This is a genomic window from Amycolatopsis sp. w19 (assembly GCF_051373225.1).
Lineage (GTDB): Bacteria > Actinomycetota > Actinomycetes > Mycobacteriales > Pseudonocardiaceae > Amycolatopsis > Amycolatopsis japonica.
This window is the reverse complement of sequence record NZ_JBPQFM010000017.1, coordinates 44,467-57,603: the sequence shown is the minus strand read 5'-3', so window position 1 is coordinate 57,603 and position 13,137 is coordinate 44,467. Positions and strand designations below refer to the sequence as shown.

Annotated in this window: 14 protein-coding genes; 6 read left to right on the top strand and 8 right to left on the bottom strand. The window is 69.9% G+C overall.

From position 1 onward, the window contains the following. Positions 1-13: 13 nt before the first annotated feature. Positions 14-1,084, top strand: coding sequence for a Glu/Leu/Phe/Val family dehydrogenase (locus tag ACSMFO_RS28510; protein WP_073847669.1), 1,071 nt, complete (start codon positions 14-16; stop codon positions 1,082-1,084). 96 nt (positions 1,085-1,180) lie between these two features. On the opposite strand, the gene ACSMFO_RS28505 is transcribed toward ACSMFO_RS28510, so the two are convergent. Then, the gene (locus tag ACSMFO_RS28505) at positions 1,181-1,369 is read right to left on the bottom strand and encodes a DUF5302 domain-containing protein (RefSeq protein WP_005162443.1); all 189 of its coding nucleotides are present in this window, start codon (positions 1,367-1,369) and stop codon (positions 1,181-1,183) included. 74 nt (positions 1,370-1,443) lie between these two features. Beyond that, complete coding sequence (locus ACSMFO_RS28500; protein ID WP_360129242.1) at positions 1,444-2,409, bottom strand: winged helix-turn-helix transcriptional regulator; 966 nt, start codon at positions 2,407-2,409, stop codon at positions 1,444-1,446. Positions 2,410-2,539: 130 nt separating this feature from the next. Between ACSMFO_RS28500 and ACSMFO_RS28495 the strand changes: the two genes are divergently transcribed. Continuing rightward, the gene (locus tag ACSMFO_RS28495; protein WP_436461160.1) at positions 2,540-4,015 is read left to right on the top strand and encodes a carotenoid oxygenase family protein; all 1,476 of its coding nucleotides are present in this window, start codon (positions 2,540-2,542) and stop codon (positions 4,013-4,015) included. On the opposite strand, the gene ACSMFO_RS28490 is transcribed toward ACSMFO_RS28495, so the two are convergent. Together ACSMFO_RS28490 and ACSMFO_RS28485 are read right to left on the bottom strand one after the other, a co-directional pair. Continuing rightward, positions 3,964-4,437: a hypothetical protein gene (locus ACSMFO_RS28490; RefSeq protein ID WP_436461159.1), complete on the bottom strand. Its 474-nt coding sequence runs from the start codon at positions 4,435-4,437 to the stop codon at positions 3,964-3,966. The two genes, ACSMFO_RS28495 and ACSMFO_RS28490, sit on opposite strands and share 52 nt — an antisense overlap. 91 nt (positions 4,438-4,528) lie before the next feature. Then, positions 4,529-5,398 (bottom strand): alpha/beta fold hydrolase, encoded by an 870-nt coding sequence (locus tag ACSMFO_RS28485; RefSeq protein WP_436461158.1) that lies wholly within the window; start codon positions 5,396-5,398, stop codon positions 4,529-4,531. 61 nt (positions 5,399-5,459) lie between these two features. On the opposite strand from ACSMFO_RS28485, the gene ACSMFO_RS28480 reads away from it, so the two are divergent. Further along, positions 5,460-6,197 (top strand): TetR/AcrR family transcriptional regulator, encoded by a 738-nt coding sequence (locus ACSMFO_RS28480; RefSeq protein ID WP_436461157.1) that lies wholly within the window; start codon positions 5,460-5,462, stop codon positions 6,195-6,197. A gap of 99 nt (positions 6,198-6,296) precedes the next feature. Here ACSMFO_RS28480 and ACSMFO_RS28475 read toward each other — a convergent pair whose 3' ends face one another. Both ACSMFO_RS28475 and ACSMFO_RS28470 read right to left on the bottom strand, forming a co-directional pair. Beyond that, on the bottom strand, positions 6,297-6,917 hold the full coding sequence (locus ACSMFO_RS28475) for a TetR/AcrR family transcriptional regulator (protein ID WP_038517625.1): 621 nt from the start codon (positions 6,915-6,917) through the stop codon (positions 6,297-6,299). Between the two features lie 201 nt (positions 6,918-7,118). Beyond that, complete coding sequence (locus ACSMFO_RS28470; protein ID WP_038517622.1) at positions 7,119-8,483, bottom strand: ATP-binding protein; 1,365 nt, start codon at positions 8,481-8,483, stop codon at positions 7,119-7,121. A gap of 77 nt (positions 8,484-8,560) precedes the next feature. Between ACSMFO_RS28470 and ACSMFO_RS28465 the strand changes: the two genes are divergently transcribed. The 3 genes from ACSMFO_RS28465 to ACSMFO_RS28455 are packed head-to-tail and all read left to right on the top strand — an operon-like array spanning position 8,561 to position 10,835. Next, the gene (locus tag ACSMFO_RS28465) at positions 8,561-9,067 is read left to right on the top strand and encodes a lipoprotein ABC transporter ATP-binding protein (protein WP_436461156.1); all 507 of its coding nucleotides are present in this window, start codon (positions 8,561-8,563) and stop codon (positions 9,065-9,067) included. Then, the gene (locus ACSMFO_RS28460; RefSeq protein WP_436461155.1) at positions 9,064-9,723 is read left to right on the top strand and encodes an ATP-binding cassette domain-containing protein; all 660 of its coding nucleotides are present in this window, start codon (positions 9,064-9,066) and stop codon (positions 9,721-9,723) included. Before ACSMFO_RS28465 ends, ACSMFO_RS28460 begins: the two co-directional genes overlap by 4 nt. Continuing rightward, a complete protein-coding gene (locus ACSMFO_RS28455) occupies positions 9,720-10,835 on the top strand; it encodes an ABC transporter permease (RefSeq protein WP_436461154.1) in 1,116 nt (371 codons plus the stop codon). Before ACSMFO_RS28460 ends, ACSMFO_RS28455 begins: the two co-directional genes overlap by 4 nt. Here the strand turns inward: ACSMFO_RS28455 and ACSMFO_RS28450 are convergent. Next, entirely contained in the window at positions 10,829-11,533 is a 705-nt protein-coding gene (locus ACSMFO_RS28450) for a response regulator transcription factor (protein WP_037346833.1), read from the bottom strand. The genes ACSMFO_RS28455 and ACSMFO_RS28450 overlap by 7 nt on opposite strands. 76 nt (positions 11,534-11,609) lie before the next feature. Beyond that, positions 11,610-13,082, bottom strand: coding sequence for an apolipoprotein N-acyltransferase (locus ACSMFO_RS28445; protein WP_436461153.1), 1,473 nt, complete (start codon positions 13,080-13,082; stop codon positions 11,610-11,612). Between the last annotated feature and the right edge of the window lie 55 nt (positions 13,083-13,137).

Here is a 13,137-nt window from a genome sequence, read left to right as displayed (position 1 = left end):
AGGAGTCACCACAGTGACCGAAGTGTTCGGCCAAGGTACCGGCCATGAACAGGTCGTCTTCTGTCAAGACCAGGCCACCGGCCTGAAGGCCATCATCGGGATCTACTCGACGGCGCTCGGGCCGTCGCTCGGCGGGACCCGGTTCTACCCCTACGAATCCGAAGACGCCGCGCTCGCGGACGTCCTCGCGCTGTCGAAGGGGATGGCGTACAAGAACGCGCTCGCCGGGCTCGACCTCGGCGGCGGCAAGGCCGTCATCATCGGCGACCCCCAGAAGCACAAGACCGAAGCGCTGCTTCGCGCGTTCGGCCGGTTCGTCCAGACGTTGGGCGGCCGCTACATCACCGCCTGCGACGTGGGCACCTACGTGCAGGACATGGACATCGTCGCCCGTGAATCGGAGTTCGTCACGGGCCGCTCGCCGGAGAACGGCGGCGCCGGCGACTCCTCGGTGCTCACCGCTTTCGGCACCTACCAGGGCATGCGCGCCTCCGCGGACGCCGTCTGGGGTGTCCCGGACCTCGCGGGCCGCAAGGTCGGCGTCGCCGGCGTCGGCAAGGTCGGGCACATCCTGGTCGGGCATCTGATCGAGGCGGGCGCGCAGGTGGTCATCACCGACGTCTCGCCCGCGGCGATCGAGCGCACCCGCGCGGCGTACCCCGGGGTCGAAGTCGTCGAAGACATCGACGCGCTGATCCGCACCGAACTCGACGTCTTCGCGCCGTGCGCGCTGGGCGGGGTGCTCACCGACGAGACCGTCGGCCTGCTCCGCTCGAAGATCGTCTGCGGCGCGGCCAACAACCAGCTCGCGCATCCGGGCGTCGGCAAGCAGCTCGACGACCGCGGCATCCTCTTCGCGCCGGACTACCTGGTCAACGCCGGTGGCGTGATCCAGGTCGACGACGAGCGGCACGGCTTCGACTTCGCGCGCGCCAAGCGCAAGACGACGGCCATCTTCGACACCACCAAGGCGGTCTTCGCGCTGGCGAAGGCCGACGGTGTCCCGCCGGCGACGGCGGCGGACCGGCTGGCCGAACGCCGGATGGCCGAGGTCGGCGGGCTGCGGTCGATCCTGACGGTGTAGGTCCCTGGACGCGGCCCTCTGAACGCAATGAAAGGTCCTTTCCTTGCAAAATTTGCAAGGAAAGGACCTTTCATGGCACTGGGGTGTGCCGGGGACTCAGCCGCTCTTGCGACGGAAGGTGCGCTTGTTCGCCGCCGGACCGTGCGCGTGCAGGTTCTTCCCGCCGCCGTTCTCGTGCGCCGAGCCTGAGCGGGCCTGAGCCTGCTTGCGCTCCAGGGCCTCGCGGAACTTGCGCTTCGTGTCGTCCTCTTCGCCATCCGCCGGTGACGGTGCGGGTTCAGTCATTCTTACCTCCGAGGTGACGACGTGTGACCACGCCAGCCTGTCAGGAACCGACCGCCTTGGCGAGTCGATTTACGTCACCTGGACGGCGCCGGCAGCTGGACCGGACCGCCGAACCGGACCCGGTCCCGCAGCAGCGGGTGCCAGCAGTGATCGCACAGCAGGATCGGCTTCAGCCGGTTGCCGCAGTCCACGTGCTCCAGCGTGATGTCGGGCTCCTGGCCCGGGACCTCGAAACCTCGCGACCATTCGGCGATGAAGGCCAGCGCGGGGAAGAACGCGAGCCCTTTCGCCGTCAGCCGGTAGTCGTGCGCGTCGGTGCGGGTCTTCGCGATCCCGGTCCGCAGCACGCCGACGTCCACGAGTCTCGACAGCCGCCCCGAGAGCACGCTCGGCCCGATGCCCAGTTCGCGTTCGAACTCCGAGAAATGCCGTGCCCCGAGCAGCGCGCTCACCACGACTCCGGTCGACCACCGGTCACCGAGGAGTTCCATCGTGTCCGGGAAGAACATCAGCGGATCGCCCGCGAGGGACTCGGCGTCCTTGCGGCGGAAGCGTTTCGACGCCGTCGCTTCGACGACGCCGGTCTCGTCGAGCCGCCGCGCGCGGACGTCGCGGGCGTCGACCCGGCGTTCGCACGAGGCGCAGCCGAGCGGCGCCGACGTGGCCAGTTCGCAGTCGAGATGGATCAGCGTCGGCAGTACCGCGCGCCGTCCCTCGACCCATTCCCGTTCCCACGCCCAGATCGAGATCAGCAGCGGCCACAGATCGAGGCCGCGTCCGGTGAGCCGGTACTCGTGCCGGGTGCGGCGCGCGTCCCGGTACGGCGTGCGGACGAGCACGCCCGCGTCGACCATTTCGCGCAGCCGCCCGGACAACGCGGTGGGGGAGATGCCGAGCCGCAGCCGGAGCTCCTCGTAACGGCGGAAGCGCAGGAAAAGGCTCTGCAGGATCAGCAAGGTCCACTGATCGCCGAGCAGTTCGAGCGCCCGGCGCAGCGGATCGCCCGCCGGCCGGACGCGGTGCGCCGTCGCCTCTGTCACGTGGTTCCTTCCAAGGGTGATGTCGCTGTCAGCGTACTACTGACTACAGCAACAGAAGCCTCTTGACACCTGACTACAGAAATCATAGTGTCTCAGCCATCGGTCAACACGAACCAGCCGGGGAGTACCGATGACGAGCACCTCCGAGCAGCCGGTCCTGGTGGCAGCCGCCACCGGGGAACCCGAGGTCAACCCGTACCTGATGGGCGTCTACGCCCCGGTCGGCGAGGAGATCGACGCGAGCGATCTCGAGGTCATCGGCAAGATCCCCGCGGACCTCAACGGCGTGTACCTGCGCAACGGGCCGAATCCCCGGTTCGAGCCGGAGGGGCGCTACCACTGGTTCGACGGCGACGGCATGATCCACGCCGTCCACCTGGAGAACGGCAAGGCCCGCTACCGCAACCGCTGGGTCCGAACCAAGGCGTTCGAGGCCGAATCCGAAGCGGGCAAGGCGCTCTGGAAGGGCGTCATGGAGTCGCCCAGGGGCAACCCGTTCGGCAACACGCACGGCCTGAACGTCAAGGACAGCGCCAATACCGACCTGATCTTCCATCGCGGCAAGGTGCTCTCCACCTGGTACATGTGCGGCACGCCGTACGCGGTCGATCCGCTTTCCCTGGAGACACTGGGCGCCGAAGACTTCCTCGGCACGCTGGTCGGCGACATGATGGCCCATCCGAAGGTCGACGAGCGCACCGGCGAGATGTTCTGGTTCGACTACGGGCCGCGCCCGCCGTACCTGCGCTACGGCGTGATCAGCGCGGACGGCAAGGTCGCGAGCGCGACCGATATCGAACTCCCCGGTCCGCGCCTGCCGCACGACATGGCGATCACCGAGAACTACGCCGTCCTGATGGATTTACCGCTGGTCCAGGACATGGAGGCGGCGCGCAACGGCCGTCACAGGCTGTTGTTCGACCGGTCGCTGCCGAGCCGGTTCGGGGTGCTTCCTCGCTACGGTAACGGTAGCCAGATCCGCTGGTTCGAAGCCAGCCCCTGCTACATCTACCACGTCGTCAATTCCTGGGAGCAGGGCGAAGAAATCGTCCTCGACGTCTGCCGTGTCCAGCGCCCGCAACCGCGCGCGGACGCCCGCACCCCGCTCGCCAAGATGCTGTCGTACCTGCGGCTGGACGCCTCGCTGCACCGCTACCGGTTCAACCTCCGGACCGGGCAGTGCCTGGAGAACCAGCTCGACGACGACAACACCGAATTTCCGTCCGTCGACTCGAGGGTGGTCGGCGGCCGGAATCGCTTCTCCTACGCGGTGCACATCTCGCCGGAGTCGACGCTCAAATTCGACGGCCTGGTGTGCTACGACAATCTTGCCGGCGCCAAGACCGAACACCGTTTCGGTCCGGGCCGGTGGGGCAGTGAGGCGCCGTTCGCACCCCGCGACGGCGCGGCCGCCGATTCCGCCGACGGCTATCTGGTGACCTTCGTCCAGGACGAGCGTGAGGGGCGCTCGGAGCTGGACGTCTTCGACGCCGCCGATCTCGCTGCCGGACCCGTGGCCAGGGTCCTCTTGCCCCAGCGGGTCCCGCTCGGTTTTCACGCGACCTGGGTACGAGCGGACCAGCTGGAACCTTCCCGTGATCGATGATCCCCGTCGCACTCGCCCACCGGAGGGGGATGGGCAGGTGTGTCAGGGCCGGAAAGCCGCGTCCGAGTCGCCCCTTCCAGGGGGTGGGGCGACTCGGACCTGGCATCGTGGACGAAACGCCGTGCGAGCGCGCCGACCGCGGTCGCGGCGGTGAACACGAGGGCGGCGACGCCCGTCTCGGTCGTGAACTGGAGCGCGCCCAGTGTCCCGACGGTGAATCCCGAATGGACACCCCAGGCGATCACCGCCGTCCCCGCGGTCGCGGTCGAACGCGTCACGATACCGGTGGCGAGTACGACGAAACCCAAGGCCAGCAAGGAAAAGACGTGATGTCGCGCCGAGCCGAGCAGTCCGGCCACCGACGCGGCGGCGACGACGGCGGCACAACCGAACGGGAAGCCGAAACACTCGGGATTCCTCATCCGCCCAGTCAACTCCGTGTGACCGGCCGTGCCGCGGGCGTGAACGCCTTCCCTACGGCTCAGCCTGGAACCTTGACGGAATCCTGCCCCTTCAGGCCTTGCGCGCGTGCGCGATGATCGCGTCGGCGATCGCGGGCCACAGCTGCCGCGGCAGTTCGTGACCCATTCCGGGGAACAGCAGCAGTTCCGCGTCCGGGATCGCCTCCGCGGTCGCCTTCCCGCCGCTGACGTTGATCAGCGGGTCGCTTTCGCCGTGGATGACGAGCGTGGGGACGTGGACGTCGCGCAGCTTCGCCGTGCGGTCACCCGAAGCGACGACGGCGGCGGCCTGCCGCAGTGCACCCTCGGGGTGATTCGCGCGGTCGTAGTTGCGGGTGGCCTTCATGCGCAGGAACTCTTCGTCGGACGGGTGACCGGGCGAACCCACGAGCTTGAACCATGCGACGCCGTCTTCGATCGCCTGCTCCCGGGTGGCGGCGGGCGGCCGCGTCAGCCCGGCGAGCGCGGCGGGCTCCGGATGCCCGACCGAGGGATCCCCGGTGGTCGACATGATCGACGTGAGGCTGAGCAGCCGCTCGGGCGAGTCGATCGCGAGCTGCTGCACGATCATCCCGCCCATCGACGCCCCGACGACGTGCGCGCGGGCGAAACCGAGCGCGTCGAACAACCCGGTGATGTCGGCGGCGAGATCGGACAGCAGGTACGGCGCGGAGGCCAGGTCGCCCGCGGCGAGCGCGGCCAGATCCGGCGCGGGGAGATCGTCCAGATAGGACGAGAGACCGATGTCGCGGTTGTCGAAGCGGACGACGTGGAAGCCGCCCTCGGCGAGCAGCGCACAGAAGCCCTCCTCCCACGTCACCATCTGGGCGCCGAGTCCCATCACCAGGACCAGTGGCGGATCCGCGGGGGAGCCGAAGGTGTCGTACTCGAGTTCGAGACCGTTCACACGCGCGCGGGGCATGGCCTGATCCTGCCGGAAGCCCCCGCCGTCCGACCAGCCGAATGCGGATACGGTAGCCCGCATGCCGACTTTCTCCGAAGACGCGGGTTCCCGGCCGAGGTCCCGCGCGGCTTCCGGACGGCCGGCCGTCACCAGGGACCGGATCGTCGACGCCGCGCTGGAGCTGTCGGCCGAATCGGGCCTGGAGAACTGGACGTTGCGGCAGCTCGCGGCCGCCGTCGACGCCTACCCCGCGGTGGTCTACCACCACGTCGGCGACCGGGACACCGTCGTCGTCGCGGTGCTGGACCGGGTGGTCGGCGAACTGACGCTGCCCGACGAGGCCTTGTCGTGGCGGGACTGGTTCGACGAATTCCTGCCGACCGTGCGGACCGTGCTGCGCCGCTATCCCGGTTCGGCGCGCCGCCTCGCCCTGTTCGGGCCGTCGGTCGCCGCCGCCGTGCCGACCATGAACACCGGCATCGGCCGTCTGCTCGCGGCGGGTTTCGGCAGCGAGGCGCCGTTCGCCTACAACCTGCTGCTCGCCACCGCCTGCCAGTTCGTCGCGATGGAGGACGACCGGGAGAGCGCGATGGCGCTCCAGCTCGACCGATGCGAGGGCTACGCGGCGTACCGCACGCGCGAGGACCTGCCCGGCATGGCGGCGCTGGGCGAGTCGATCTCCGAGCTGGTCGCGGATCCGGACCTCGCGGCCGGTTACTACGAGCGGCTTTACCATTACGCCGTGCAGCGTTGTCTCGACGGTCTCGAACTCCGGCTCACCCAGCTGAACGCAATCGGACGTTTGACAGAGCCGTGACAGGGAATCGGCGTAGTGTGGAGGAATACCGGTGCTCGTCACCGGTCCCGAAGCCCCTGGCACCAACCTCCCCTCGAGGTGCCGGGGGCTTCTCCCTTTTCAGCCTCGCTGGATCTCCGGGAACACGTCGCCCACCAGCGTGACCAGCGATTTGCTGAGCAAGGTGTGCACCTGCGCGCGATCGAGTGAACCGCGCACGAGCCATTCGCGGCCCGCGGCCTTGACCATCCCGCCGAACGCGCGGACGAGGGCGTTCAGTTCCGGCCCGTGTTCGCTTTCGCGGGAGAGGCCGACGGCTTCGAGCACCCGGTCGGCCGATTCGCGATCGGCTTCTTCGAGGATCCGTTCGACCTCGAGATCCCGGCCGATGCCCTCCGGTGCGATCGCGGCCAGCCACATCTTCTCCTGGCTGGTGACCATGTCCAGGAACCAGTCGATGGCGACGTCGGCGCGCAGTTCGAGCGGGCCTTCCGGCAGGATCTCGACGGCGAGCCGCGGCACGGTCAGCGCCCGCCGGATGATCTCCAGGTAGAGCTCGCGTTTCGTGCCGAAGTAGTGGTTGATCAGACCCCTGGCGACCCCGGCCTCGGCGGCGATGTCCGAAGTGGACACTTCCGAGTACGGGCGGTCGGAGAAAAGGCGGGCCGCGCAGGCGAAGATCTGCTCCTTGCGCTCGTCCGGTTCCAGTCTCCGCCATCTCGGCGCCGGCTCGGTGGTCATGCGGTCAATCTTCCCACGATCGATTCAGCCCGGCCGGACGATGGCCGAACCCGTGTGACATCAAAAAGCAAAGTGTCAGTTAATCCGGCGTGTACCGTCTGTTGGCCCGCTGGTCTTTACCGTCTTCAGTCAGGTGGCATGCCGTGCGCGCTGTCGGGGCGCGTTTGCCTCCTACCGGCCCGGCCTGGCGAGTAACCCCCCCTAGCTCGCCAGGCCCGGGCCTTCTTCTTTCGGCGAGGGGCGTTCGGCGGGCAGCAGCAGCGTGAACGTCGTCGGCGCCGGGCTGGTCAGCCGCAGCCGCCCGCCTTCCGCCTCGGCCAGGCTCCGCGCCAGCCGCAGCCCGATCCCGTTGCCTTCGTGGTCCTCGGTCCGGTCGACGGTCGCGAACGGATCGTGCCCGTCCTCGATGGCGCCCTCGTCGCTCACGTCGATGGCCAGCGCGTCCCCGGCGTCACGCGCGAGGACGGACACCGTGCCGCGGCCGTGGGTCGCCGCGTTGTCCAGCAGTACGGCGAGCACCTGCCGCACGGCCGCGTCCGCCGCCCGCGCCGGCAGGGCGTCCCGGCCGCTGATCCGCAGCGCGCGGCCGCGTCCGGCGAGCAGGCCGTGCCAGGTCTGGCGGACCTCCTCGAAGAGTTTGCCCAGGTCGAGCAGCGCGCGCGGGGCCCTCGTCTGTTTGGCCAGCGCCAGCAGGTCGTCGATGGTGCGTTCGAGCCGGTCGGCCGAGGCGATGCCGTCGCGGATCGTCGCGTAGGGGTCGCGGTCGGGGCTTTCCAGCGCGGCCTCCAGCTGCAGCCGAAGCCCGGTCAGCGGGGTTCGCAGCTGGTGGGAGGCGTCGGAGGAGAAGGTCCGCTCGCGGTCCAGCGTCTCGCCGATCCGCTCGGACGTGACGTCGAGCGCCTCGGCGACCTGATCGATCTCGTGGACCCCGGTCCGGCGCGTGCGGACGGTGAAGTCGCCTTCGCCGAGCCGTTCGGCGGTGGCGGCCAGATCCTCCAGCGGCCGCGCCAGCCGGGTGGCGATCCGGCGCCCGATCAGCCAGCTCGCACCGATCGCGATCCCGGCGAGCGCGATCATCTTCAGCCAGGTCAGGCGGATCTTGGCGTCCAGTTCAGACCGGGGATGGGCGGCGCGGACCACCCCGACCAGCGACGGCCCGCTGAGTACCGGGACGGCCAGGACGATCTCGTCGTCGCGGGTGCCGGTCGCCATGTCGGTGTAGTGCGCTTCGCGGACGAAGCGGTCTTCGCTGTTCGGGCCGTTGCCTGCCAGGAGCCTGCCGGTCGGGGTGTAGACCGCGACCCTGATCCCGCGGATCCGGCCTTCCTCCTCTTTGACCGGTCTCAGTTCCGGGATCCGGCCGTTGGCCAGATCGCCGGCCACGCCGAGGACGACGGTGTCGGCGACCCGTTCGAGGTCGTGGGTCGAGTTGCCCTCGTGGAACTTGGCGACCGCGATGGCCAGCGGCGCCCCGAACAGGGTGATCGCCAGCACCGCGGCCAGCACGGTGAGGGTGACGATCCGGCGGCGCACGCTCAGAGTGTGGCCGAAGTGCGAGAGGATCACCCACCCGACGCGATATTTTGCCGTCCGTTGACCTGAGATCAAGGCGATGTTGACCCCCTTCGCCTTACCTTGGGGCCATGCGCCGACGTGCCGCCGTCATGGCAGGCCCGGGGCCCGGATCCGTCCCCCTCGTCCGGTTCGCCGTCCCGGGCGAGTGTGTGGCCGTGCTGCCCGCCGGAAGCGGCGAGGCCCTCCTCGGCGCTCCAGGGGTCGGCGTGCTGCTCCGGCGCGGAAACCTCTTCGACCACCTCACCGTCGGGCGGAACGTCGTGCTGGCTGGGCGGCTCGCCGGGCGGCGCACCGCCGGTGACCTGCTCGAACTGGTCGGGCTGGCCGGACGGGGCGACGACTACCCGGGCACGCTGTCGGCGCTGGAAGGCGCGCGGGCCGGAGTCGCCGTCGCACTGGCCGGGGCGCCTGACGTGCTCCTCGCCGACGAACCGGCGGGCGAGCTCGACGGGCTCGCCGCACTCGAACTCATGGATCTGCTGTGCGCCGTCGCGGCCCGCGGGACGGCCGTCGTCGTGGCGACCCGTGACCCCGAGATCGCGGCGGCCGCGCAGCGGATCGTGAGAGTGGCGTGACGGCGCCACTGGTCCGCGCCGACGAACTGGCGCACACCTACGGTTCCGGGCTGACCGCCGTGGTCGCCGTGCACGGCGTCACCTGCGTGATCGGTGCGGAGACCCGCGCGGTGGTGACCGGCAGGGCGGGCGCGGGGAAGACCACGCTGCTGCACCTGCTCGCCGGGATGAAGAAACCGACGGCGGGCACCATCGACTGGCCCGCCTTCGAGCCGTCGCCGCCGGGGCCCGACCTGATCGGGCTGGTACTGCAGGACGGCGGGCTGCTGCGCGACCTCGACGTCCGGCTCAACGTCGCCCTGCCGCTCGTGCTCGCCGGGCGGACCGGCACGGCGGTCCGCGACGCCGTCGACGGGGCGCTGGAGCTCGTGGGCCTCGCCGGCTTCGCCAAGAAGGCACCCCGCGAGCTGACCGGCGAGCAGATCCGGCTCGCCATCCTGGCCAGGGCGCTCGCGCCCGCGCCGAAACTGATCCTCGCCGACGACCCGGCGGGCTGGCTCGACCAGCGCGAGGGCGAGCGGCTCCTCGGCAGGCTCGTGCGCGCCGCGGACCAGCTGGCCGCCGGATTGCTGGTGGCGACGGCCGAAGCCGCCCCGGCCGGGCTGTTCGGGGAACACTGGGCCATGGTCGACGGGAAGCTGGTGCTGGACCGGTGATCGCCGCGATGGCGTTGTGGGTCGGCGGGATCGCGCGCGTGCGCCCCGCCAGGCTCGGCGTGCCCGCGGCCGGGGTCGCGATCGTGACCACGCTGCTCGCGGTGCACGACTGGACCTGGGCCCCGGCGCCGCGCTGGATCCCCGCGATGGTGCTGGTGGTGCTGCTGTCCACGCCCTCGGCGAGGGTGCTGCGGGCGGATCAGGACCTGCTGCGTGCCCGCGGCGCCACGGGCGGGCAGGTGGTCGGGCTGGCCGCCGCCGAAGCCGCGGCGGCAGGGCTGGCGGGCGGCGTGGTCGGGAGTGTCGTGTCCCTGGCTTGTGGCTTCGCGACCGGTACGGGCGTAGCCGTCGTCCGGGAAATCGTTCTCTTGCTGCTCGCCGGACTGCTCGTCGCGGCACTCGCCATCCTGCCCCCGGTGCTGCGCGAGTGGTATTTCGTCCCGGCCGACGGCGGGCCGCCCTGGTGGTCGACCTACGGCCTCGACGTCATCCTGCTCGCGCTCGCCTTCGTCTGGCCGCTGTTCGGCTGGGCGGGCGGCACGATGCTGCTGTGGCGGTTGGTGGAGCTGGGGCTGCGGAAGGGAAAACGCGCGATCGGCGGGATACTCCGGCCGCTCGTCTCGGGGCTCGCGGGCGTGATCGCGCTGTCCATTTCGTGGCGGAGCGCGCTCCTGGCGCGGTCGGTGGTACTGGTCGCGCTGGCGGTGGCGTTCGCCATGGCGACCGCCCTCACCAGGGACGGCTGCGGCGAGGCCGAGGTGGACCTGATCGCCTCGCTGATCCTCGCGGCCGCCGCGGCCGGGCCGTCGTTCGGCGCGGCGCTCAACGAACGTCGCCGCGATCTGCTGATCGTGAGCACGCTCGGCGGGAAACGGCGGCAGGTGGCGGCGTTCATCGCGGGAGACGCGCTGGTGGTCGGAGGCGGCGGCCTGATCGCCGGGCATCTGCTGGGCGTGCTGTTCGTCTTCGTCTCGAAGGTGGAGAGGGTGCCTTCGCCGCACGGCTACTTCGGGCTGCTGGCGCTGGTGGTGATCGCGTCGTGCGTGGCGGCGTCGGCCCGGATCGCGCAGCTCGCCGCCCGCGACGAGGTCTCCGACCTGCGCGACTACTGATTCTCGAAGGGTTGCTCCAGGCGGTAACCGTGCCCTCGCAGGGTCGAGATCCTGGGTGCCTGCTCGGGCGTGGGCGCCGATTCGGTCAGCTTCCGGCGCAACGCCGCGATGTGGACGTCGAGCGTCTTCGTGGAGCCGTACCAGTGCGCGTCCCACACCTCGGACATCAGGGTGTCGCGGCTGACCGCGACGCCCGGCTGTTCGGCCAGCCGGGCGAGCAGGTCGAACTCCTTGGCCCGCAACGCGATCTCCTTGCCGCCGACGCTGACCCGGCGGCCGGCGGTGTCCACCCGCAGATAGCCGATGGCGATCGCGGGCCTGCTCTCCGGCGGCGCCGTCCCGCGCCGCAGATGCGCCCGCACCCTGGCGAGCAGCTCGCCGAGCCGGATGGGTTTGGTGAGGTAGTCGTCGGCGCCGGCCTCCAGGCCCACGACGACGTCCATCTCCTCCTGGCGCGCGGTCAGGATGACCAGGACGGCGCCGGGCAGCTCCGCCCGCAGCCGACGGCAGACCTCGACCCCGTCCAGATCCGGCAGGCCGAGGTCGAGCAGGACGAAGTCGATGTCGCCGTCCGCCGCGGCCGCGAGCGCGGTGCGGCCGTCACGCTGCCAGGAAACCTCGTAGCCGTGCAGACGGAGGGTCGATTCGAGGACGCCGCCGATCGCGTCGTCGTCTTCCACCACCAGCAGTTTCGGCATGCGGGGGAGCTTAACCGTTGAACACTGTTCTTTTCGGCTGAGACGTTAGGAACACCACGCCTTCCGTAACGGGGCGCTAACGTTTCCTTCGATATGTCCATAAAGGACAGAGCGCGGCGACGGCGAGGCACAGCCAGGCGAACACGTCACCGACACGGGCGTACACGGTCTGTGTTCTCGGCTGCACCGGCAGATCCGCGACGAGCGTCTGCTGATCCGTCCGGTAGTAGTCGGCGTGCCCGAGCACCCGGCCCTGACCGTCCACGGCGGTGGAATTCCCGTGAGTGGACTGCCGGAAGAGTGAATATCCGTTCTCCACCGCGCGGAAGACGGCCTTTTCCGCGTGCAGCGCGCCGAATCCCGGCCAGTCGTTGGCGGGGACGAGCATCAGCGAGGTCCCCTTGTCCGCGGCTTGGCGCATCAGACCGGGGAAATCCGCGTCATAACAGATGACCGACGCGATCCGTCCGTACGGCGAATCCTCGGTGGGGACGACACCTGGACCCGGCGTCATCGGCTCCATCGGCGTCGGATGCGTCTTGTCATAGGTCCAGAGCACCTCGCCGGACGGCCCGACGAGCACGGCCACGTTGCGGATGAACGGTGCCTGCGCGGTGTAAAGCGAGTACGCGAGTCCGACGTGGATCCCCGCCTGCTTCGCTTCGGTGCCCATACGGGCGAGCAGCGCCGCTTGATCGCGTTCCAGCACGCCGGCGTGCGTTTCCGGCCAGAGCACGATCTTCGCGCCCGCCGACGCCTGCTGCCGGGTCCTCGTCACGAGATCCTCGGTGACCGGCGCGAACGCCGCACCGATCGCGACCGGGTCGGCGGTGACGACTTCTTCGGCACGCCAGTACTTCACGCCGATCCGCTTCAGCGCGTCCGAACTCGACCGGTCCGCCTCGGCCGACGGGCTGATCCCCGCGACCCGCACCGTGTTCGTCGTGGGAGCGTCGAACAGCAACCGCGCGCCACCGGCGGCGAACACCACTCCGAGCAGGCAAAGGTGCACGACGACCGTGCGTTTGACCGGCCGCCATCCTTCCGTCCAAACGGTGTTCGCCACCGAGGCGGACCACGCCATGACGAAGGTGAGCCCGTAGACACCGGTCACGGAAGCCGTTTGGAGCAGCGGCAGGTTCGTGGACTGGGTGCTGCCGAGCGCGCCGAAGTCCCCGAATCCGGTGATCACCGTGAAGAGGTACTCGCCCGCGACGAGCGTCACCGGGAACACCAGTGTCTTCAAGAGGCCGACGCGGTCGGCGAGCAGGCGATCGGCGAGGAACGCCGTCGTCTGCAGCACGGCGAGCAAGGTGAAGGCGAGCAGACCGGAGAGCACGAACAGCAGACCGGTGACACCGAGCCAGAACAACTGCCCGATCAACAGGGACAGTCCCACCATCAGGATCGCGCGGCGCGTGGGTACCAGCCGGGCGTAACGGAGGAGGAGGACCGGGAACACCCAGGCCGCGAGCGGAACGTTCCAGGCGGTGTGGACGGCGAGCAGGAGCAACGCTGTGCCCAGCCACCAGAGCAGCCGTGGTTTCATGCCGCGAACGGTAGGAGACCACGGCCGCCCGGACAGCCGACCTTGGGCAGCGAGG

Excerpts from the sequence above, each read along its gene's own strand:
- ACSMFO_RS28450 (WP_037346833.1), bottom strand. The coding sequence starts at position 11,533 with ATGCCGAAACTGCTGGTGGTGGAAGACGACGACGCGATCGGCGGCGTC.
- ACSMFO_RS28480 (WP_436461157.1), top strand. The coding sequence starts at position 5,460 with ATGCCGACTTTCTCCGAAGACGCGGGTTCCCGGCCGAGGTCCCGCGCG.
- ACSMFO_RS28465 (WP_436461156.1), top strand. The coding sequence starts at position 8,561 with ATGCGCCGACGTGCCGCCGTCATGGCAGGCCCGGGGCCCGGATCCGTC.
- ACSMFO_RS28505 (WP_005162443.1), bottom strand. The coding sequence starts at position 1,369 with ATGACTGAACCCGCACCGTCACCGGCGGATGGCGAAGAGGACGACACG.
- ACSMFO_RS28485 (WP_436461158.1), bottom strand. The coding sequence starts at position 5,398 with ATGCCCCGCGCGCGTGTGAACGGTCTCGAACTCGAGTACGACACCTTC.
- ACSMFO_RS28445 (WP_436461153.1), bottom strand. The coding sequence starts at position 13,082 with ATGAAACCACGGCTGCTCTGGTGGCTGGGCACAGCGTTGCTCCTGCTC.
- ACSMFO_RS28490 (WP_436461159.1), bottom strand. The coding sequence starts at position 4,437 with ATGAGGAATCCCGAGTGTTTCGGCTTCCCGTTCGGTTGTGCCGCCGTC.
- ACSMFO_RS28495 (WP_436461160.1), top strand. The coding sequence starts at position 2,540 with ATGACGAGCACCTCCGAGCAGCCGGTCCTGGTGGCAGCCGCCACCGGG.
- ACSMFO_RS28475 (WP_038517625.1), bottom strand. The coding sequence starts at position 6,917 with ATGACCACCGAGCCGGCGCCGAGATGGCGGAGACTGGAACCGGACGAG.